Source organism: Nonomuraea sp. CX421 (genome assembly GCF_059358955.1).
Window position 1 is genome coordinate 92470 of record NZ_JCADBK010000016.1, and the last position, 20959, is coordinate 113428.

Genomic DNA, 20959 nt, shown 5'->3' on the forward strand with positions numbered 1-20959 from the left:
TCGCGGATGAGCTCTTCTGTGCCGGAGCGAGTCGGCCCGCCGGGCCCGCCAGGTGGGCCCGGCGGTCGGCCCGCCGCGGGCCGTGAGGTCTCGGGTCGGCTGCCCTGGATGCTGGTGCTGCCCGCGGTGGCAGGGCTGGTGTTCCTGGTGCTGCCGCTGGCCGGGCTGCTGATCCGCGCCCCCTGGCCGACGCTGCTGGAGCGGCTGGCCGAGCCGCAGGTGCTGGAGGCACTGCGGCTGTCGCTCGTGTGCGCCAGCGTCGCGACCGCCGTGTGCCTGCTGCTCGGGGTGCCGCTGGCCTGGCTGCTGGCCCGGGTGGACTTCCCCGGGCGCCGGCTGGTGCGGGCCCTGGTGACCGTGCCGCTGGTGCTGCCGCCTGTCGTGGGCGGGGTGGCGCTGCTGCTCGTGCTGGGGCGGCGCGGGCTGGTCGGGCAGTGGCTGGAGGCCACTTTCGGGATCACGCTGCCGTTCACCACCGCCGGGGTGATCATCGCCGAGGCGTTCGTCGCGATGCCGTTCCTGGTGATCAGCGTCGAGGGCGCGCTGCGCGGCGCCGACCAGCGCTTCGAGGAGGCGGCCGCGACGCTCGGCGCCTCGCGCTGGACCGTGTTCCGCCGCGTCACGCTGCCGATGATCATGCCGGGCGTGGTGGCCGGCGCGGTGCTGTGCTGGGCGCGGGCGCTGGGCGAATTCGGCGCCACCATCACCTTCGCCGGCAACTTCCCCGGCACCACCCGCACCATGCCGCTGGCCGTCTACCTGGCGCTGGAGACCGAGCCGGAGGCCGCCATCGTGCTCAGCCTCGTGCTGCTCGCCGTCTCGGTGGTCATCCTGGCCAGCCTGCGCGACCGGTGGGTGAGCAGCCCATGACCCTGCACGCCCGCCTGGTCGTCACCCGGCCCGCCTTCACCCTGGACATCGACCTGCGCGTCGAACCGGGTGAGGTCGTGGCGCTGCTCGGCCCCAACGGCGCGGGCAAGACCACCGCCCTGCGCGCCCTGGCCGGGCTCACCCGCATGTCCGGCGGCCGGATCGGCCTGCGTGGCCGGCCGCTGCACACCCTGCCCGCCGAGAGCCGCCCGATCGGCATGGTCTTCCAGGACTACCTGCTCTTCCCGCACCTGTCAGCGCTGGACAACGTCGCCTTCGGGCCACGCTGCCAGGGCGTGCCCAAAACCGAGGCCCGCCGTGCCGCCGCCGCCCTGCTGGAACGGGTCGGCCTGGCCGACCGCGCCGCCGCCAAGCCCCGGCAGTTGTCCGGCGGGCAGGCGCAGCGGGTGGCCCTGGCGCGGGCGCTGGCCGTGCGGCCCGAGCTGCTCCTGCTGGACGAGCCGCTGGCCGCCCTCGACGCCCACACCCGGCTGGAGGTCCGCTCCCAGCTACGCCGCCACCTGAACGACTTCGACGGCGTCACCGTCCTGGTCACCCACGACCCGCTCGACGCCATGGTGCTGGCCGACCGGCTGATCGTCATCGAGAACGGCGCCATCGTCCAGCAAGGCACCCCCGGCGAGGTCGCCCGCCGCCCGCGCACCGACTACGTGGCCCGCCTCGTCGGGCTTAACCTGTACCGGGGGCTGGCCGGCGGAACACAGGTCAAGGTGGACGAGCTGCTGCTGCGCACCGCCGACTCGCTCGACGGGCCCGCGTTCGTCGCCTTCGCGCCCGCCGCCGTGGCCCTCTACCGTTCCCGCCCCGACGGCAGCCCGCGCAACCTGTGGCAGGCCACGATCGACGGCATCGAACGACACGGCGACAACGTCCGCGTGCACCTCGACGGGCCCATCGCCGCCTTCGCCGACATCACCCCGGCCGCCGTCGCCGATCTCGACCTGACCCCCGGCCAGCGGATCTGGGCCTCGGTCAAGGCCACCGAAACCCACGCCTACCCGGCATGACTCTCCACGTCCGAAGGCGGCGACTCCGCCCCTGTTGCGGGGATCAGGGAACGCGGCCACGCACGGGCCTGTCATCCCGAGGTTGATAGCAGCACAGTCGTCCGGTGTGTACGGTGACCCGCAATTCCTCGCCGAGCATCAGGTCGGCGTCGGCGATTCGCTGAATGGCCCGCCGGATGGCCTTACCGACCGAAATGCGGGCGCGCTCCTCATTTCCGGTGAAATTTCGGACTCGCCCGCCTAAACCGGTCGCGGACGCCAGTCCCTCGATCAGCCAGTCGCGTTCCGCGCGGATCCGCTCGGTCCGGGCGAGGTCGTTGGCGGACTCGTACTCGTCGATCTCCTCCTGCAACGACGACAGCCGTTCGCGGTAGGCCTTGATGGCCTCCTCGTCCAGCGTCGGATGCCCGATGCCGCCCCTGGCGGTCGCGGCCGCCCGCTGATCCGGAACGGGTCCCGCGGCCAGCTCGATGGCCGGGATCTCGTACCGGGGATTGGCCAGCAGGACCGCCAGATAGGCCATCCCCAAACTGTGCTCCACCCGTACGCTCCGGACGCCCAGCCCGACCCGCCACCAGCGGCCCTCGCGCCGGCATTCCAGGAGCGGCCGCCGCCCCCCGGACACGGCGTCCGCGACCGCGCCGTACAGCTCTCGCTCCCCCGGCAGGACCATGCCCAGCCCGGACGCCTCACGCGAGGCGACCTCCAGCTGCCGGGCCGCCTCGTCGACGTCACCGGTGCCCGCCCGGAGCAGGAGCGCCTGGGCCCAGCGCATGCGCGACAGGACCGCCGCCGGCCAGTGCCCCATGGCCAGGTTGCCCCTGACGGCCATGCGCAGGTGCTCGTTCGCCCGCTGGGCGTCGCCCATGGTCAGCGCGGCCACGCCGAGCGTGTGCTGGGCGGACCCGAAACAGGCGATGCCGAGGCTGCCCACCAACGGCAGATGGGCGAACGGGGTGAGCAGCTCGTAGACCACGGAGGCGGTCTCGGCGTCGCCCAGCAGGTTCGCGGCCTCCACGATGCCGAACATGCCGGCCAGCCAGGTGCTCGACCGGGGCAGCAGGGCCAGGTCGAATCGGCGCAGCCGCGCCAGCGCGCCGGAGGCCTGCCGGTGATCCCCGGCGGAGGCGGCGGCCACGGCCAGCGCGGCCAGGTAGGAGTTGTCGACCGCGCTGAGGTCGGGTGAGTTCACCACCTCGGCCAGCATCGGCACCAGCTCGCCCAGGCGGCCCTGATACCAGCGGATGGCCACCATCTGCCCGCCGTACCGGCTGACGGCGTCGGGGTCGCCGACCACCATGCCCCGTTCGACGCAGCGGGTCGCCTCGGCCTCGGCCTGCTCCAGCCGGCCCGCGCGGATGCTGAGCATCACGTCGATCGCCTGCAGCACGAACCCGATCGCCTGATGGTCCTGCCGCGCCAGCTCGCCGCGTAGCTCGGCCAGGCAGCGTTCGGTGTGCGGATGGGCGTCGAGAATATGGTCGATGGTGCGCCACAACAGGCCCAGCAGCAGATCGCCGTGGCACCGGGTCTGGAAACCCGCCGCGAGCAGCTCCCGGGAGACCTCGTGACGCGTCTCACCATGGCCGGGACCCAGCAGGCACTGGTGGGCCAGGTCGGCCGCCTCGGCCAGGGCGGCCGGATCACCGGCTCTCCTGGCCTCCTCCAGCAGGGCGAGGATGGCCGCGTGCTCGCCCGACCGGTAGTCGGCCTCGGCGGCCAGCCGTACCCGGAGCCGGAGCGCGAGCGTCGAGCGCGGGTCCACCGCCGACAACGCGTGCCGCAGCCGCACCTCGATCGACGTGCCGGCCGTCAGGCCGCGATGGTCGTGCACCCACCGACCGGCCAGGCCCAGCACCGCCAGAGCCGTCGCCCGGCCGTCGCCCTCGGCTTCGGCCGCGCGGTGGGCCGCCTCGAAATGGTCCCGGCTGGCGCGCTGGTCACCCTCGACGCACCAGGCGCGCAGCCCATTGAGAAGCATCGAGCCGACCCGCTCCGAAACGTCCAGTCCCTGATGCGACGGACACTCCCGGGAAGGGGACGGTTGGCGGATCATGCACCTCTCCAGGCCGGTGAGCGGAGTTTCATAGCGACGATTCTTCAGATTCGACGGCGGCTCGGATAGCCGGGACTTCGACATTCTTCGCGCCGCCCCTTGCCGGGTTCGCCGCGGGCCGCCGCGCGGCCCGAGCGATTCGTACGTGAAACAGCCCTGCCCGCCGATTTCAAGCTCGGCGGGCAGGGCTCATATCGACGGCCACGCCACTACCAACGGCCATTCACCACGTTCGAGTTCTTCGCCATCCGGGAATAGCCGGGGCCCTCGAAAACGACCTTGACGTAGATCTCATCCCCCTCGGCATCGAAGTTCTGGCTCTGGTCCTCGTCGAGGTAGAAGCAGGGGAGCTTGGGCTGAGCGGTGATGATGAGGCCGCCGTCGTACTTGCTCGCGGTCATCAGCGCGTTCGGCGCCTTGTAGAGGCGGTTGTCGTAGACGAGGTCGTCGGCCCAGACCTCGATCCGGGCCGTCGCCCCGTTGTCGACCTGGTACTGCGCCTGGGCCTGCGTCATGCCGACGGTGGTGATGACGGTCAGCTGGCACTGGTCACCGCCCAGCTTGGTGATCGTGAGGCGGGGCTTGGCCATGACGCCGGGCGCGGCGCCGGCGTGCGCGGACACCGTCCCCAGGCCGAGGAGCGCCGCCGTGGCGCCGGCGAGCACGGCGGCCGTGCGGATGGTTCTCTTGAGTATCGACATGATGTCTCCAGTGGTCGCGAGGTGGTGCGGCAGCAGGCCCGGATGGCGTGCGTGCCAGGTGGACAGAGGTCAGCCGAGCCGTTCCGCCAGCCACTCGACGGCGTCCGGGGCTCCCGCGAACGCGCCGGCGAGGTGCTCCTCGGCCCGCACGTCCGCCCAGGTCACCTGGGCGCCGAGCGCGGCGTAGTCCGCGAACAGCTCGCGGCCCTGAGTGGTGGGCACCAGCAGGTCGCCGGCGACGTGGTAGAGGTAGACGGGCGCGCCCGGCCTGTGGCGGCCGTTCTTCTCCCGGTCGAGGAGCGTCAGCCAGGCCGGATCGTCCCAGGGCTCGGCCCGGACCGTGTGGTGGTGCAGCGGCTCGGGGAAGTCGACGATGAGCCCGGTCACGTCCAGGGTCGCGGCCCGTGCGGCGGCCTGCTTGCCGCGCTCGCTGAGGACCGCTTCGAGGGCGGGGTCCTGGTGGGCGTGCGCCAGGCCGACGAGGACCGCGAGCCCGAGCCCGGAGAACGGTCCCCCGTCGATGGCCTTCGCGACCGCCAGCAGGTCCGAGGGAACCCCGCCCGCCGCCACTGCCCGCACATCCAGGTCCGGCGCGTAGGAGGGCTGGAGTTCCGCCGCCCAGGCGGCGTTGCGGCCGCCTTCGGAGTACCCCCAGACCAGCACCGGCCCGCCCGGGGTCAGCTCCGCGCCGAGACCGGGAGCCGCCCGCACGATGTCCAGCATGGTGTGGCCGCCGGCTCGGCCCGCCCCGTAGGTGTGGGGTCCCGGCATGCCGAGGCCCTCCCCGTCGGTGACGGCGACCGCCCAGCCGCGCGCCAGCGCGGACTCGACCATCGTGATCTCGAACTCCGTACCCGACCGCATCAGATAGCTCGGAGCGACATCGCGGCCCAGACCGTGCACGCCGACCCCGTAGCTGAGAATCGGCCGGACACCGGCGCCCCGCCAGGGCGCGGAAGGGACGAGGACCGTTCCCGAGACCGCGATCGGCCGGTCACGCGAATCGGTCGAGACGTAGACCACCTGCCAGGCGACGCACGCCTCACCGCTCTTGACGTCGACCTCGCGGAACCGGAGCAGGTCCCCGGGGCGGCCCGGCCGGTCGACCGGCGCGTAGAAGGCATCAAGACTTGGAACAGGAATATTCACAACGACACCTTTCTGGGTGAAAGTGAAAGTGGAGTTCACCGCTTCGGTGCGGTGACACGGGCGACGCCGGGGTTCAGCGCTTGGGCGCGGTCACCAGGGCGACGCCGAACGCGACCACGGCCAGGCCGCCCGCGATGGCGAACCCCTGCACGAATCCCGACATGAGCGCCTCACCGATCACGCTCGGCGGGTGCGCGGCGGCCGTCCGAGCCCGTTCGGCCAGGTCCGCCGTGGTCCGCGACGCCGCCAGGGCGGCGAGCACCGCGACGCCGACCGTGCCGCCGACCGCCTGGAAGGTGCTGAGCAGCCCGGACGCGATTCCGGCGTCCGCCTCGGCGACGTCGGTCATGGCCGCGGCGGCGTTGGCCACGAACGTCGTCCCCACCCCGGCGCCGAGCCCGACCAGGGCGGGCAGCAGCAGAGTGAGATAGGAGCCGCCGGTGTCGAGCGTCACCAGGGACAGCGCCGCGACCGCCGTCGCGGCGGTGCCGCCCAGCACCAGCGTCCGGGGCCCGGACACGTGCACGAGCCGCCGGGTGACGATCGCGAAGATGAGCACCCCGATCCCGATCGGCAGGAACCTGAGACCCGCCTCGATCGGATCGTGACCGAGCACGTCCTGCAGCGCCCGGCTGAGGAAGAAGAAGGACGGGTACAGGCAGGCGAACAGCAGCCCGGCGATGAGGTACGCCCCCAGCCGCGTGCGATGCGCCAGGAGCCGCAGCGGCAGCATCGGCTCGGCCGTTCTCCGCTCGACCACGACGAAGACCACGAACAGCAGCGCGGCCAGGCCGAGGGCGATCGAGGAGGTCAGGTCGCCCCATCCGTCGGCGCCCGCGCGGATCACGCCGTAGACCAGGGCGGCCAGCGCGCCGGTCCCCAGCGCGGCGCCCGGCACGTCCAGCCGGCGCCGCGGCCCGTTCGACTCGGGAAGGACCCGCCGCGCGGTGGTCAGCAGCATGATCCCGATGGGCACGTTCACCAGGAACACCCACCGCCAGGACGCCAGCTCGGTCAGGACTCCGCCGAGAACCAGCCCGAGCGTGATGCCGAGCCCCGCCATGCCCCCGTAGGCGACCATCGCCCTGGTGCGCGCCGGCCCCGGCGCGAACAGCGTGGTGATCAGGGAGAGCGTCGTCGGGGTGGCGAGCGCGGCGCCCACTCCCTGCCCGGCACGCGCGGCCAGCAGCAGCATGGAGTCCTGCGCCAGCCCGCCGAGCAGGGACGAGGCCGTGAACACGAAAATCCCGATCATGAGCGTACGACGATGACCGGCCAGGTCCCCGGCGCGTCCCCCCAGGAGCAGCAGGCCCGCGTAGGCCAGCGTGTAGGCGTCGATCACCCACGCCAGACCCGAGTTCGACAGGCCGAACTCCCGTTGCACGGCCGGCAGGGCGAGGTTGACGATCGTCACGTCCAGAGTCGCCATCAACTGCGCCGTGCAGATGAGCGGCAACGCGAACGGGCTGAGCGCTCGCAGAGACTTCGGCTCGAAGCGTAAGTGCGTTGTGGAACGTGCCATTGCGACCCCCCGGTGAAAGCGCTGTGACTAGCGGCTGCCCCTCACCGTGTTCCATCCCGTTCCACCGGTGTTCCAGCCTCGTGCCCTCCTGCTTCGCGCCACGTCACAGGCGTCGGCCGATCGTGAGGACGACCGACCAGTGGCGGGTGAGTCGTCCGTCCGGGCGTGCGGCGAGGAGGCGGCGTATCTCCTGGTAGAGGTGCTGCCGCTTGGCCGGCTCCATGGCGATATGGCCGGAGAACGTGTCGACCAGGGCGAGGTATTCGTCTGCCGCGTAGCGCGAACTCCATACGTAGCGCCGGGTCCCGACCACCGTGAAGCGCCCGGAGGCCCCGAACTCCGTGGCGGTGGGGTCGAACCGCTCCTCGGGCCGGGGCGGGGGCCACGGGGCGCCGTCGCCTTCGCCGATCTCGTCGTAGACCTGCTGGATCTCGGTGAAGAAGGGGTCGAAGCCTGCCGGGAACGCGTGGTCGGCGTCCCACACGGCCAGGTGGCCGCCCTCGGTGAGCAACTCGGCTGCTTTCGCGTACTTGCCCTCCGGGTCCACCCACTTCCACGCCGTGGCCGCGTAGGCGAGATCGAAGCGGACTCCCGCCGGCGGCTCCCAGTCTTCGAACGACGACGTGACCACGGAAACGCCAGCGAACGCGGCGAGGCGGCGCCGCGCCTCCGCCGCCAGAGCCTCGCCGAGCTCGACCGCGGTGATCCCGAAGCCCCTCCGGGCCAGGGGCAGGGTGGCCTTCCCCGGCCCGCATCCGACTTCGAGCAGGTGCGCCGGTGGCGTGATCGCCGTGATCGCGAGCAGATCCGTGTACAGCTCGGCCGGGTAGTCGGGGCGGGCGTTCTGATAGGAGCCGGCCACGCTGTCGAAGGTGGTTCGCAGCCGAAGATGGTGTGCCATGATCCAAGCCTGATCGCGCGGCGGCACCGCTGTCACCGCTTCGTCCTGCTTCGACCGGACCCCTGGGCGGCGGTCCCGCCACGGAGCGGAACCTTGCGCCGCCACGCCCCGACACGCACGCGCGCTACCTCGGAAGCGAGCTCGGCGAGCGGACACTGGTACCGGGCGACGGCGCCACCCTGGCCGGATCCGCTACCACGACCGGCGTGCCACACACCGCAGACAGGTAGCGCGCCCCGCCCGCGCTCCATCACCCAGAGGCAGGAGAGGTCATCCCATGTCCGAGAACGACCCCGCGACCACCGGCCCCAAACCGAGATCCACCGCGTGGCAGACGGCGCTGACCCTGGTGCAGGAGGCCGAGCCGCCGTTCATCCCGCAGGGCGCGCACGCCATGGTCGTGGTGATCGAGTTCCCGCCCGGCGACCCCGGCACCCCGCCGCACCGGCACTCCGGGCCGGCGTTCGGCTACGTGCTGGAAGGCGAGATGCTGCTGGAACTGGAGGGCGAGCCGGAGCGGGTTGTACGCGCCGGGGAGGCCTTCTGGGAGCCGGGCGGCGACGTCATCCACTACCAGGACGGCAACAACCGCGACGACATCCCCCTGCGGTTCACCGTCACCATGCTGTGCGAGCCCGGCCAGCCGATGCTCACCCTGGTCGACGACGACGAACTCGCCCGGCGCGGGGACCGCCGCGCCCCGCGTCCGGCCTGAGCGCGGCGGACCGCTCGCCGCGGGCATCCGTCTGAACCCGCTTCCAGCTGTGGCCCGCCCCGGTCACCTCTGACGGCCGGGTGTGACCAGCGCGGCGACGACGGCGCCGACCGCCGCCGCGACCGCGGCCACGGTGAATCCGCCGGCGAAGCCGCTCAATGTGGTCCCGGCCAGGCTCGCGGCCGCCACGCTCGACATGACCGCGGCTCCGATGGACGCGCCGAACTCGTGGAAGGTGCTCACGATGCCGGAGGAGATCCCGGCCTCGTGCGGCGCCACCTGGCCGAGCGCGGTCGCCGAGGCGATGACGAACAGCGCGCCGGTGCCCGCCGCCGCGACGGCCACGCCGGCCACGACGCTGACCGGGCTCATCGACACCGCCGGGACGGCCATGCCGATCGCCGCGACCGTCAGGCCCGCGACGGCCAGCCCGCGTCCGCCCCATCGGCCGAGCATGCGGCCGGTCAGGTTGGCGCCGAGCATCGTCGCCAGCGCCACCGGCAGGAACAGCAGCCCTGTCCGCAGCGCGCCGTATCCCAGAGCCTGCTGGAAGTAGAAGGTGCCCAGGAAGAACACCGCGATCATCAGCGCCGTCGCCATCAGGATGAGGAAGGCGCCGGTCGCCACGGGCCGCCGGGCCAGCAGCCGGACGTCCATCAGGGGCGAGCGCGTCCGCCCCTGCCACAGCACGAACAGCACGTAACCCACCGCGGCCGCCAGGACCAGCCCCCCGGTGAACGTGCTGAGCCACCCCCTCTCACCCGCGGCGATGAAGGCGTAGATCAGCGATGCGGAGGAGGCCGTCACCAGGATCGCGCCGAGGACGTCGAGCCGGGGCCGGTCGGCGGGCGCGGACGAGCGGGCCGGCAGCAGGGCGGCGAGCACCGCGATGATCACCAGTCCGATGGGCACGTTGATGTGGAAGACCCACGGCCACCCGGGCCCGGCGGTGAGCAGGCCGCCGAGGAGGACGCCGAGAGCCGCGCCGCCGCCGCCGAGCGCGGACCAGACGCCCAGGGCCTTGTTCCGCTCCTCGCCGTCGAACAGGGCCACCACCAGGGACAGGGCCGCCGGAGAGAGCAACGCCGCCCCGACGCCCTGGCCGATGCGACCGCCCACCAGCATGCCCGCGGATCCGGCCAGGCCGGTCACCAGCGATGCCGCGGTGAACACGAGAAGGCCGGCGAGCACGACCCGCTTGGCTCCCACCAGGTCCGCGAGTCGGCCACCGAGCAGCATCAGGCCGCCGAAGGTGAGTGTGTAGGCGCTGACCGTCCAGGTCAGCACCTCACGGCTGAGCCCGAGGTCCGTCTCGATGTGGGGCAGCGCGATCGCCACGACGGTGACGTCGAGGATCAGCATGAGCTGTGCCACCCCGAGAAAGCCCAGGATGCGCCAGCGTGCCGGATGCGGCTCGTGAGGTGATGTCTGCTGTGCCGGTGCTTGGGTCATCGGACCTCCATGCGACTAACTCGTACGTTCATGTACGAGCTTTTGCCTTCACTATAACCCGTATCCGTCCGTACGAGATAAGATGGGGCCATGGCCGCGCCCACCGCCCGCTCCCGACGCCGCGCCGACGCCGAGCGCAGCATCGCCCGCATCGTGTCCGCGGCGCGCACCCTGCTGAGTTCGGATCCGAACGCGACGACCGACGACATCGCGCAGGCCGCCGGGGTCGGGCGGATGACCCTCTACGGGCACTTCCGCACGCGGGCCGACCTGGTCGAAGCCGCGCTCACGGACGCGCTGCGGACCGGCGAGGAGACCCTGTCGTCCATCGACCTGACCGGAGACGCGGGCGACGCCATGACCCGCCTGCTGGCGTCGAGCTGGGCGCTCGTGGCCGAGTCCGCGGCCCTGCTGGCCGCCGCCGAGGGGGTGCTCCCCGAGGGACGGGTGCGAGACATGCACGCCGAGCCCGCCCGGCGCATGGCCGAGCTCATCCGGCGCGGCCAGGAACAGGGCACCTTCCGCACCGACCTGCCCACCACCTGGCTGGTCAGCCTGGTCCAGTACATCCTGCACGGCGCGGCGGCCGAGGTGCGCGCCGGACGGCTGTCCTCAGATGAGGCCGCCTACGTGGTGACCAGATCCGTCCAATCGGCACTGACCGGCTGACCCCTCCACCGTGGGTGTCGAAGGACACCGTGCCTACGTATCGGACGAGACAGACCCCGCATCCGCTTCCGGCTGGAATGGTGACAGCCCGGAAAAGTCCTCGGGCGAGCATCCAAAGGGGAGAAAAGGCCATGCGAAAGGTTCTTCGGTGGGCGGTGCTGCCGCTCGCCGTGGCCGCGCTCGCGAGCGCGGCGCTGCCGGCGGCAGCGGCGACGACCACGACGAGCACGACGACCACGTACACGATCGAGCTGATCTCGCTGACGTGCAACAAGAAGCAGACCACCGTCGGCAAGGACAGGCCGTACCTGAACATCGACGGGACACGCGAGTTCGGTCCGGTCGAGATGGGCAAGGGCGACACCGAGTCGCTCGTGGGCAGGACGCACGACTTCACCGGCAGCAGCGCCGTCATGGAGCTGTTCGAGGAAGACAGCGGCGTGGACGACTTCCTCGGCAACGTCATCGTCAACGACACCGAGTCCGGCGCGGGCGTCCAGGTCGACGAGTTCGACCACCTGAACGGCGCCAAGTACACCATCGTCTACGAGGTCAACCCGGCCTGACGGTCACGGCATCGATCACCAGGATTCACGGACGCTCCGACTCCCCGGCGGGTCGGAGCGTCTTCCGCGTTCCCCACCCCGATCTCAGGCGACTTATGAGGACAATTGCCTTCTCGTAACTCGGACGGATAATTACGCTCGGGGCCGCCGCACGAGATCGTGCCGACGGGGGACGCCGGATGAACAAGTTGCGCGTACGAGTGCTGGGAGTGAGCTCGATCACCAAAGGAGACGGCCACGCCGTCCCCATCAGGTCCGCCAAGGCGCGGGCACTGCTGTGCTACCTGATGATCGAAGGCAGGCCGTACACCAGGTCGGCCCTGGCCGGTCTGCTGTGGGGCGAGCGAGCCGAGACCAACGCCCGCGGAAGCCTGCGGCTCGCCCTGATGGAACTACGCCGCACCGTGGGCGACCACCTGACCATCGCCCCCACCCAGGTCGCCTTCGACCGCACCCTGCCGTACACCCTCGACTGGGAGGACCTCGTCACGGACGGCTCGGTCCCGGACGACTACCGGGGCGGCTTCCTCGACGACCTGGCGCTCCCCGACGCCCCCCGGTTCGACGACTGGGCGGCCGAACGCCGCCACCAGGCCGGACGGGCGGCGGCGCTGACACTGCGCGAGCGGGCACGCACCGCGCACCGGCAACGCGACCACGAGGACGCGGCGCGGCTGGCCCGCCGCCTGCTCGAGTTCGACCCGCTCGACGAGAGCGCCCACCGCATGGTCATCGAGACCCTGGCCGCGCTGGGCGACCGCGCCGGCGCGCTCACCCACTACGAGACGTGCCGCCGCGTGCTGGACCAGGAACTCGGCATCCCCCCGGACGCGAGCACCGAAGCGCTGCGGCGGCGGATCCTGGCCGCACCGGGAAGGGGCGTGGCGACTGCCGGCGTGGTGCGCCGGCTGCCGTGCCCGCTGACCGGACTGGTCGGCCGGGACGAAGAGGTCGAACAGGTGACGGCGCGGCTACGCGACCACCACGTCCGCCTGCTGACGCTGACCGGCCCGGGAGGCGTCGGCAAGACCAGACTCGCCATCGCCACCGGCGAGCGCTTCGACGGCGACGTGCTGTTCGTCTCCTTCGCCGGAGTACGCCCACCCGACGGCGACGGCCAGGCCGGCGCGGCCGAGGAGCGCGTGAGCGAGGCCGACGCCGTGGCGCTGACCCTGGCCAAGGCGGCCGGCGTCGACCTGACGCCACCGAAACCGGCACGCGACCTGCTGCTCGCCGCCGTACGCGACCGGCGCGCCCTGCTCATCCTGGACAATCTCGAACACCTGCCCGCCATGACGGGCCTCGCCGAGGCGATCCTGTCGGCGGCGCCCGGCGTGCGGATCCTGGCTACCTCGCGGCGCAGGCTGGGCAGCTGCGCCGAACACGTGCACGAGGTGCCCGCCCTGCCGGACGCCCAGGCCCGAACCCTGTTCGCGGAACTGGCCCGCAGGCTCGATCCCGGCTTCGACACCGACCCTCGCGCGCTGGCCCGGATCTGCTCGGCCGTCGGCGGACTGCCCCTCGCGATCGAACTGGCCGCCTCACTGACACGCGCGCTGACCTGCGAGGAGATCGCCGACCGGCTGGCACCGACCGGCGCCCCGGGCGAGCGGGCCACGCCCGTGGTCCTGCTGGAGCATCCGGCCCCCGCGACGAGCAGGCACGCGAGCATGAGACAGGTCTTCGACGCCTCCTGGCGGCTCCTCACCGCACCGGAACAGCGAGCCCTGGCCCGCGTGTCGGTCTTCGCCGGCGGGTTCACGCTCGCGGCCGCGCTGGAGGTCGCCGCCACCACCGCCGTGGTCCTCGCCAGGCTCACCGACCACTCCCTCGTACGCCGCGACCGCGACGGCCGCTACCGCGTGCACGAACTCGTCCGGCAGTGCGCGGTCGCCCGGCTCACCGACGACACTCCGCGAGCCCGGCACGCCGCCTGGTACGCGCGCCTCCTCAGCGAACGGGCGCCCAGGCTGCGCGACCACGCCGACACGGCCGTCCTCGACGAGCTCGACCCCGACATGGACAACCTCCGGCTCGCCTGGCGTCACATCGGCCCCGGCCGGGCCGTGTTCGCGGAGCACTACTGGACGCTCTGCCTGCGCAGGCACTACTACACCGAGGCCCTGTCGATCGCCGCCGACATGATCGCGAGCAGGCCCGCCGCGGACACGGACGAGCAGCGGGCGGAGCTGGCACGCTGGCACCGGCTGGCCGGGATCGCGCACTTCCAGTTCGAACGCGGCGGCGAGAGCCTGGCGGCCCTGACCGGCGCGCTCGCCGTGGCCGACCGGCCGCTGCCCACGACCCGGCTCGGCATCCTCGCGACCCTGGCCACGACGGCCCTCCGTCAGGCGGCCCACCGCTTGACACCGCTCACCGGAGCGGCCAGGAACGCCCCGCGACGCGCCCTGGCCGCCGAAGCCGCCCACACGCTGTCGATGCTCGGCGAGCTCGGCTACCACCGGCAGGACCAGACCGTCATGCTGCTCGCCGTCCTGCGTCACCTGCACGCGGCGGAACGGTCGGGCGGCATCGCCGAACGCGCGGAGGCGTACGCGAACGTCGCCGTCGTGGCCGCCCTCGCCGGCCTCCAGAAGGTGTCACGCCACTACGGCCGGCTGGCCGACGAGGCCGTCGCCACGGTGCCCGACCCGATCACCGTCTCCCGCGCCCGCCTGGCCAGAGGGCTGCTCCTCGCCACGGAGGGCCGGTTCGGCACGGCACGGCAGACCCTGACGGCGGCCCGCCGCCACCCCGCCGACCGGCGCCTCGCCGAACACTGCCACGGGCTGCTCGCCGAACTGGAGGTCCAGCGCGGTCGCTACGCGGACGCCGCCCCGCTGCTGGCGACGGTGGCCGGCATCTCCGTGGCGCGCATGGGCGACGAACTGTCCGGCTACTGGTGCCTGACCGGCCAGGCCGAGGCCCTGCTACGGCTGGCCGACCGCGAACCCGCCGAGGTCGCCCGGGTGCTGCAGGCCGCACGCGCGGCGACGGCGGCCCTCCCCCGGCTCGACGAGACCCACTTCGCCCACGCCGGCGGCAAGATCCAGACGATCCAGCGGCTGCGGCTCGGCACGCTGCAGGCTCAGCTCTGCCTGCTGGACGGTGACGTGGCCACCGCGCGGCGGGTCGTGATCGACGCGCTGCGCGCCGCGGACCGGCCGGACATGCCGCTGCGGGGAACCCTGGAGGCGTGGGCGGGGCTGGCGGAGGTGCTGCGGGCGCTGCGGATGACCGACCCCGCCATCCCCCGGCTGCTGCGCCACATGGGCGAGCTGGCCAGGCGGACCCCGTCGGCCGCCGCCCGGATGGGCTGGGCGGCGGCGCTGCTGCTCGACCTCACCGGCCGGACGCCGGCGGCCCGGCGCGCCGCCGCCCGGGCGCTGGCCGCCGCCCGCGGACTCGGCATCGCCTTCGACGAGGCCCGGTCGTACGAGGCCCTGGGCGAGACCGACCACGCCGCGCGGTTGCACGCCGAACTGGGCACCGCTCCCCTCACCTCGTTCCCGCACGCGCCCGCTCCCGTGCCCCTCAGCCGGCGGCGCTGAACGCCACCGGGGAGGAGAGCCGTCCGGCGCGGCGCCGCAGGGCGGCCAGATCCCGGATGACGATCTCCCGGCGGCCGGTCTCGATCCAGCCCCGGTCACGCAACGTGCGCAACGCCCGCGCGGTGGCGATCCTGGACGAGCCGGTCCAACCGGCGAGCTCCTGCTGGGACAGCGGAAGGCTGATCCTCAGCCCCGCCGGGCAGTCGTCGCCAAACCGGTCCGCCAGCTCGACGAGCCGCTTGGTCACCCGGCCGAGCGTGTCGAGCGAACCGAACTCGACCAGCTTGTCCTCGGCCTCCCGCAGCTGCCTGCCGAGCAACCGCAACAGCGCCACCACCACGGCGGGACTGTCGCGCAGCAGCCCGTCGAACGCCGAGGACGGCAGCGACAGCCCGGTCACCGGCTCAAGCGCGGTCGCCGACATGGCCCGCTCCCCCTCACCCAGCACCGACAACCCGCCGAGCACCTCCCCCGGACCGAGCACCCACAGCACCGTCTCGCTGCCCACCTCGGTCGAGCAGGTGACCTTCACCCGGCCCGCCCTGATCAGCAGCATCCAGTCCGAACGGTCTCCCTCCCGGAACAGAACCGCCCCCGCCGGCCAGCGACGCACCCGCCCCCGCAGGTCCGCCAGCCCCTCTTCCCACCGTTCCACGGCCACCTCCATCACGTTGGGCCGAGTATGGCGACCGCGCCGTCAGTGCGTCGTTTGCGTGGTGTTAGTGGTCTTTCTGCGCTGTTCAAGAAGGTGTGAACGGCCAGCGCCTTTACAATGTAGATTCATATGTTCAGTGACTTCCGCACCGCCGCGACGAGCCGGGCGGCGCGCCCGTCGCCGTGGCCGATCATGCGGTTCGCGACATAGCCGAAGCCCACGCCGAACTCATCGTCACCGAAGCCGAACTGCCCGCCCGCGCCGTCGTTGCCGAAGCCGCGCGGGCCGAGCATGGGCCGGAACCGGGGCGCGTGCAGCAGGAAGCCGCTCCCCCACCGGGCGCCCACGTCCGGCAGGCCCGACCAGGAGGCCCCGGCCGACAGCTCGCGCACCAGGTCGGTGACGGTGTCACGGGTGAGCAGGCGGTCCGAGCCGTCCACCCCGGTCGCGGCCGCCGCGTACAGGCCGGCCAGGCCGCTCGCGGACGAGACCGCGCCCGCCCCGGGAAGCTCCGCGCGGAGCAGCGCGGGATCGTTCCAGCCGTGGGGCTCGTCCAGGCCGGGGAAGGCGAGCGCGCCGTTCATCGTCACCATGCGCGTGATCAGCGATTCGGGGCCGGGCATCGCGGGGCGGCCCTCGGCCTCGACGAGCCTGGCCAGCCGCGCGTCCTCGTGCCGCGGCAGGCCGATCCAGGTGCGCAGCCCCAGTGCGTCACCGACGGCCTGGCGGAAGAACCCGCCGGGAGTGAGTCCGGTGATCCGGCGGATCACCTCGCCGATGAGGAAGCCGAAGACATGGCCGTGGTACTCGTAGGCGTCCCCCGGCTTCCACAGCGGCTCCTGCTCCTCGATCGCGCGAACCACCGGCGCCCACCGGGTGATCTCCGCGAAGCTCAGCACGCGGTCGAGGGCGGGCAGCCCGGCGCGGTGCCCGAGCACCATGCGCGGCGTGATCGCCTCCTTGCCGTTCCGGGCGAACTCCGGCCAGTAGCGGCTCACCGGGACGTCGAGATCCAGCCGGCCCTGCTGCGCCAGCAGGTGGGCGCAGACGCTGACGACGCCCTTGGCGCAGGAGAAGACCGGCACGACCGTGTCCTCCGCCCACGGGCGGCCGTCGCGTGGGTCGGCGATCCCGCCCCACAGGTCGACGACCTTGCGGCCGCCGGCGTACACGGTGACGGCCGCGCCGAGCTCACCGTGGTCGGTGAAGTTCCGGGAGAACGCGTCGGCGACCGCCCCGAACCGCTCGTCGGCCCACCCACTGCTCTTCACGGTGATCCTCTCTCTCCTGACGTGGGGTCGATGGATGCGATGTGTTCACGGTCATGACGGTTCAGGCCAGGACCTTGTCCAGGAAGGCCGACAGCTTGCTCCTGGTGCGATCGATCTGCTCCTCGACCGTCAGGGACTCCTCAAGCCGCCCGCCCAGGTCGGGGATCTTCCTGCCGCGTACGTACAGGGAGCAGTCGAGGTCGCTGCACACGTACACGCCGACGGAGTTGCCGTCGCGGCCGGCCTGACCCGCTCGCCGGGCGGTCAGGAGGGAGACGCCGTTGCCGGGATGCGTGGTCAGGCACAGGGAGCACATGCCACGGTGGAGCTGCCCCCGCTGCTGGGCGGCCAGGCGGAGCGCCACGCCGACGACGTCGCCGCCGTGCTCGGTGACGAGGTAGCCGCGGTCGGGCGCGCCGGGGTCGCGCCAGCCCAGGAAGTCAAGGTCGTCCCAGGGCTGCTCGGCCAGGCGCCGCGGGAGGGTCAGCCGCTTGGCCTCCCCCTTGGAGCAGTTGACGAACGATGCGCGGATCTGCTGTTCAGTAACTGCTTTCATGGCGCGGAACGCTACAGTTCCTAGATATATTAGGCAAACGCTTATTTACCCTAGGAAAACAGAGGTGGCGGATGGCCCGTGCGGGACTGACAGCCGAGCGCGTGACGAGGGCGGCCGCGGATCTCGCGGACGCCGTCGGCTTCGAGAACATCACCGTGTCCGCGCTGGCGCGGAGCTTCGGGGTCAAGGACGCGAGCCTGTACTCGCACGTCAGGAACCTTCAGGAGCTGCGCGAACGGGTGGCGCTGCTGGCCGCGGAGGAGCTGGCCGACCGCATCGCCGCGGCGGTCGCGGGCCGGGCCGGCAAGGACGCCATGGTCGCGTTCGCCAACGCCTACCGCGACTACGCGCTGGCCCACCCCGGCCGCTACACCGCGACCCAGGCGGTCCAGCCGAGCCCCGCCGTCCTCGCGGGATCCACCGTCCATGTCCGCACCGTCGAGCTCACCCACGCGATGCTCCGCGCGTACGACCTGGTCGAGCCGGACCTGACCGACGCGGGCCGCCTGCTGCGCAGCGCCTTCCACGGCTACGTCACCCTGGAGGCCAACGGCGGGTTCAGGCATACGCGCGACGTGCGGAGATCCTGGGAACGATCCCTCGACGGCCTGCACGTCGCGCTGGCCAACTGGCCCGCGAAGGATCCATGCCCCCTGCACTAGAACACGTTCTTGTCAGCGGCGCGGCGGGGGCGCATGCTGGGGCGCATGGACCTGATCGCGCTGGAGGAGATCCGCCTGGCGAAGGCGCGCTACCTGCGCTCCGTCGACCTGAAGCTCTGGGACGAGCTCGCCGACACGCTCACCGAGGACGCGGTGGCCGACTACGACGCCCCGGTCGTCGGCCACCCGCTGCACCTGGACGGCCGCGCGGACATCGTCGGCTACCTGCGCCGCAACCTCGGCCCCGAGATGATCACCACGCACGTCGTCAGCCATCCCGAGATCGAGGTCGACGGCGACCACGCCACCGGCACGTGGTGCCTGGACGACACCGTGATCGCCATGGCGTACCGCCTGCTGATCCGCGGGTCGGCCTACTACAGCGACACCTACCGCCGCTGCTCCGACGGGCGGTGGCGGATCGCCGCCACCAGCCACCGCCGCACGTACGAGTACACCGTCTCCCTCGACGACCTGCCCAGCCTGAGGTTCACCGCGAACCGCTGGTCTGATCCCGCCGCGGGCCGATCGCCCATTGACCCCACCTAGAACGGGTTCTACTCTCTCCTGGAAGGAAGCCGACCGCTCCGGTACCCGGGTGTACCGCGACGACGAGGGAGTCCGGTGGCCACGCAGTCATTCGCCGAGGCGATCGCCGAGGCCGAGCGGATCATCCGGTCGGCGCCCCACGTGCGGACCGACCAGGACCTGGCCGAGGGGCTGAACTACCTGGCCGGCAGCATCAAGGCGACGCTGCACATGGTCTGGGCCTACGACCGGGACTTCCCCTACTTCGCGACCTCCACCGGCCCCTACACCAAGCTCGGGCTGGACAACCCGGACACCCTCTACTTCCACGCCTACCTGCGCGACGACGCCGAGTACGTGGTCACCGGCCGCCGGGGCAGCACGGCCGACCTGAGCTTCCAGGTGCTCAACGGCGACTACTCGCCGTCGCGCTCGCCGGACAGCCTCACCGCGTTCGACGACCGGGACATCGAGATCGCCGCGGACGGATCGTACGAGCTGCGCTTCGGTCCCGCCGGAGCCGGGACGGGCCCGAACCGGTTCACGCTGGGGCCGGGCGCGGCGATGCTGATCGCCCGCGAGGTCTTCAGCGACTGGGACACCGAGCGGCCCGGCGAGATCCGCATCCACCGGGCCGGCGCGCTCGGCACCGCGCCACCGCCACCGACCGCCGAGCGGATGGCCAGGAGGTACGAGATCGCGGGCCGGATGCTGGTCTCCCGGCTGCGCACGTTCCTCGCCTTCCCGGAACGGCACTACCTCACGCTGCCGGTCAACACGATGACCGAGCCGCGGCCCACCCCCGGCGGGCTCGCCACCCAGTACTCGTCGGTCGGCCACTACGACCTCGACGACGACCAGGTCATGGTGATCACCGTGCCGGTGGCCGGCCGCGCCGTCGCGCCGTACCAGGGATTCCAGCTCGGCAGCATGTGGTACGTCTCGCTGGACTACATCAACCACCAGACCAGTCTCACGGCCGGCCAGGCGCGGGCCGACCCCGACGGGAGGATCCGCTACGTCGTCAGCGAGCGCGATCCCGGCCTGGCCAACTGGATCGAGCGCACCGGGCACCGGCGCGGCTACCTGCAGTTCCGCTGGCAGCGGCTGACCCGCGAGCTCAAGCCGGACGACGGCCCCGAGGTGGAGGTGATCCCGTTCGGCGAGCTGGCGGAGCGGCTCCCCCACTACGAACGCCAGCGGGTGACCCCGGTCGAGTGGGCGAACCGGATCGCCGCGCGCCAGAGCGCCGTCGCGAAGCGGATGCTGGGCTGATGTCACCGGCGAACCGAGTGCCGGCGAACGAGGTGCCGGCGGACCGGGTGCTGGCGGACCGGGTGGTCGTGATCTCCGGTGCCGGGCCGGGGCTGGGCCGCGGGCTGGCGCTGCGGTGCGCCAGGGCCGGCGCCGACGTGGTGCTGGCCGCGCGGAACGAGGCGCGGCTGGCCGAGGTGGCCAAGGAGGTTGCGGAGCTGGGCCGCCGCGCGGTGGCGGTGCGGACCGACATCACCGACGAGGCGTCCTGCCGGGAGCTGGCCGAGACGGCGCTGAAGTCGTACGGCCGGGTGGACGGCCTGGTCAACAACGCCTTCGCGATGCCGCCGCTGACGGACCTGGCCACCGTGGACCTCGACGTGGTGCGCGCCGCCTTCGAGACCAACCTGCTGGCCGCGCTGCGGCTCACCCAGCTCTTCGCCCCCGCCCTGGCCGAGCGCGGCGGCTCCGTCGTGATGATCAACTCGGCGGTGCTGCGGCACTCCAGGCGGACGTTCGGCGTGTACAAGATCGCCAAGGCGGCGCTGCTCGCCCTGGCGCAGAGCCTGGCGACCGAGCTCGGCCCGCAGGGCATCCGGGTCAACTCGGTCGCGCCCGGCTACATCTGGGCGGACAACCTGAAGCGCTACTTCACCTACCTCGGCCGCGAACGCGGCGTCCCGGCCCAGCAGGTGTACGACGAGATCACCGCCACGCTGGACCTGCGCCGGCTGCCCGAGCCCGACGAGGTCGCGGACACGGTCGTGTTCCTGCTGTCCCCGCTCGCGCGGGCGGTCACCGGCCAGTGCCTCGACGTCAACTGCGGCGAATGGCACCACTGACCCCGGAGGGA

The 20959-nt window shown here is 72.4% G+C and carries 19 protein-coding genes; 10 read left to right on the plus strand and 9 right to left on the minus strand.

What is annotated here, in order from left to right:
* The first annotated feature begins 6 nt into the window (after positions 1–6).
* Positions 7–870, plus strand: a complete 864-nt coding sequence (locus AC5L3X_RS26250; RefSeq protein WP_494860375.1) for an ABC transporter permease — start codon at positions 7–9, stop codon at positions 868–870.
* The gene (locus AC5L3X_RS26255) at positions 867–1898 is read left to right on the plus strand and encodes an ABC transporter ATP-binding protein (protein ID WP_494860506.1); all 1032 of its coding nucleotides are present in this window, start codon (positions 867–869) and stop codon (positions 1896–1898) included. The genes AC5L3X_RS26250 and AC5L3X_RS26255 overlap by 4 nt, the downstream gene beginning before the upstream one ends.
* Before the next feature lie 43 nt (positions 1899–1941).
* On the opposite strand, the gene AC5L3X_RS26260 is transcribed toward AC5L3X_RS26255, so the two are convergent.
* The 5 genes from AC5L3X_RS26260 to AC5L3X_RS26280 all read right to left on the minus strand — a co-directional run bounded on the left by AC5L3X_RS26260 (position 1942) and on the right by AC5L3X_RS26280 (position 8227).
* Positions 1942–3879 carry a hypothetical protein gene (locus AC5L3X_RS26260; RefSeq protein ID WP_494860376.1) on the minus strand — a complete coding sequence of 646 codons (1938 nt, stop codon included), beginning with the start codon at positions 3877–3879 and terminating at the stop codon, positions 1942–1944.
* 284 nt (positions 3880–4163) lie between these two features.
* Complete coding sequence (locus AC5L3X_RS26265; protein ID WP_494860377.1) at positions 4164–4655, minus strand: hypothetical protein; 492 nt, start codon at positions 4653–4655, stop codon at positions 4164–4166.
* Between the two features lie 69 nt (positions 4656–4724).
* Positions 4725–5804, minus strand: a complete 1080-nt coding sequence (locus tag AC5L3X_RS26270) for a lipase family protein (RefSeq protein ID WP_494860378.1) — start codon at positions 5802–5804, stop codon at positions 4725–4727.
* A 73-nt stretch (positions 5805–5877) separates the two neighbouring features.
* Positions 5878–7326: an MFS transporter gene (locus AC5L3X_RS26275; RefSeq protein WP_494860379.1), complete on the minus strand. Its 1449-nt coding sequence runs from the start codon at positions 7324–7326 to the stop codon at positions 5878–5880.
* A 103-nt stretch (positions 7327–7429) separates the two neighbouring features.
* Positions 7430–8227, minus strand: a complete 798-nt coding sequence (locus AC5L3X_RS26280; RefSeq protein WP_494860380.1) for a class I SAM-dependent methyltransferase — start codon at positions 8225–8227, stop codon at positions 7430–7432.
* A 277-nt stretch (positions 8228–8504) separates the two neighbouring features.
* Here AC5L3X_RS26280 and AC5L3X_RS26285 point away from each other — a divergent pair, with 277 nt between their 5' ends.
* Positions 8505–8942 carry a cupin domain-containing protein gene (locus tag AC5L3X_RS26285; protein ID WP_494860381.1) on the plus strand — a complete coding sequence of 146 codons (438 nt, stop codon included), beginning with the start codon at positions 8505–8507 and terminating at the stop codon, positions 8940–8942.
* A 63-nt stretch (positions 8943–9005) separates the two neighbouring features.
* Here AC5L3X_RS26285 and AC5L3X_RS26290 read toward each other — a convergent pair whose 3' ends face one another.
* Entirely contained in the window at positions 9006–10394 is a 1389-nt protein-coding gene (locus AC5L3X_RS26290; RefSeq protein ID WP_494860383.1) for an MFS transporter, read from the minus strand.
* Between the two features lie 90 nt (positions 10395–10484).
* Between AC5L3X_RS26290 and AC5L3X_RS26295 the strand changes: the two genes are divergently transcribed.
* The 3 genes from AC5L3X_RS26295 to AC5L3X_RS26305 all read left to right on the plus strand — a co-directional run bounded on the left by AC5L3X_RS26295 (position 10485) and on the right by AC5L3X_RS26305 (position 15180).
* Positions 10485–11063, plus strand: a complete 579-nt coding sequence (locus tag AC5L3X_RS26295; RefSeq protein WP_494860384.1) for a TetR/AcrR family transcriptional regulator — start codon at positions 10485–10487, stop codon at positions 11061–11063.
* Between the two features lie 131 nt (positions 11064–11194).
* Positions 11195–11629 carry a hypothetical protein gene (locus AC5L3X_RS26300; protein ID WP_189125596.1) on the plus strand — a complete coding sequence of 145 codons (435 nt, stop codon included), beginning with the start codon at positions 11195–11197 and terminating at the stop codon, positions 11627–11629.
* A gap of 179 nt (positions 11630–11808) precedes the next feature.
* Positions 11809–15180, plus strand: coding sequence for an ATP-binding protein (locus AC5L3X_RS26305; protein WP_494860385.1), 3372 nt, complete (start codon positions 11809–11811; stop codon positions 15178–15180).
* Here AC5L3X_RS26305 and AC5L3X_RS26310 read toward each other — a convergent pair.
* From AC5L3X_RS26310 to AC5L3X_RS26320, 3 genes are all read right to left on the minus strand, one after another.
* The gene (locus AC5L3X_RS26310) at positions 15164–15835 is read right to left on the minus strand and encodes a Crp/Fnr family transcriptional regulator (RefSeq protein WP_494860386.1); all 672 of its coding nucleotides are present in this window, start codon (positions 15833–15835) and stop codon (positions 15164–15166) included. The two genes, AC5L3X_RS26305 and AC5L3X_RS26310, sit on opposite strands and share 17 nt — an antisense overlap.
* Positions 15836–15960: 125 nt before the next feature.
* On the minus strand, positions 15961–17106 hold the full coding sequence (locus tag AC5L3X_RS26315; protein ID WP_494860387.1) for a serine hydrolase domain-containing protein: 1146 nt from the start codon (positions 17104–17106) through the stop codon (positions 15961–15963).
* A 61-nt stretch (positions 17107–17167) separates the two neighbouring features.
* Entirely contained in the window at positions 17168–17662 is a 495-nt protein-coding gene (locus AC5L3X_RS26320) for an FBP domain-containing protein (RefSeq protein WP_494860389.1), read from the minus strand.
* Positions 17663–17733: 71 nt separating this feature from the next.
* On the opposite strand from AC5L3X_RS26320, the gene AC5L3X_RS26325 reads away from it, so the two are divergent.
* The 4 genes from AC5L3X_RS26325 to AC5L3X_RS26340 all read left to right on the plus strand — a co-directional run bounded on the left by AC5L3X_RS26325 (position 17734) and on the right by AC5L3X_RS26340 (position 20948).
* Positions 17734–18324 carry a TetR/AcrR family transcriptional regulator gene (locus tag AC5L3X_RS26325; RefSeq protein WP_494860390.1) on the plus strand — a complete coding sequence of 197 codons (591 nt, stop codon included), beginning with the start codon at positions 17734–17736 and terminating at the stop codon, positions 18322–18324.
* 45 nt (positions 18325–18369) lie between these two features.
* Positions 18370–18873 (plus strand): nuclear transport factor 2 family protein, encoded by a 504-nt coding sequence (locus AC5L3X_RS26330; RefSeq protein WP_189125601.1) that lies wholly within the window; start codon positions 18370–18372, stop codon positions 18871–18873.
* Positions 18874–18948: 75 nt separating this feature from the next.
* Positions 18949–20127, plus strand: coding sequence for a hypothetical protein (locus tag AC5L3X_RS26335; RefSeq protein WP_494860391.1), 1179 nt, complete (start codon positions 18949–18951; stop codon positions 20125–20127).
* Positions 20127–20948 carry an SDR family oxidoreductase gene (locus AC5L3X_RS26340; protein ID WP_494860392.1) on the plus strand — a complete coding sequence of 274 codons (822 nt, stop codon included), beginning with the start codon at positions 20127–20129 and terminating at the stop codon, positions 20946–20948. The genes AC5L3X_RS26335 and AC5L3X_RS26340 overlap by 1 nt, the downstream gene beginning before the upstream one ends.
* The last annotated feature ends 11 nt before the right edge of the window (positions 20949–20959 follow it).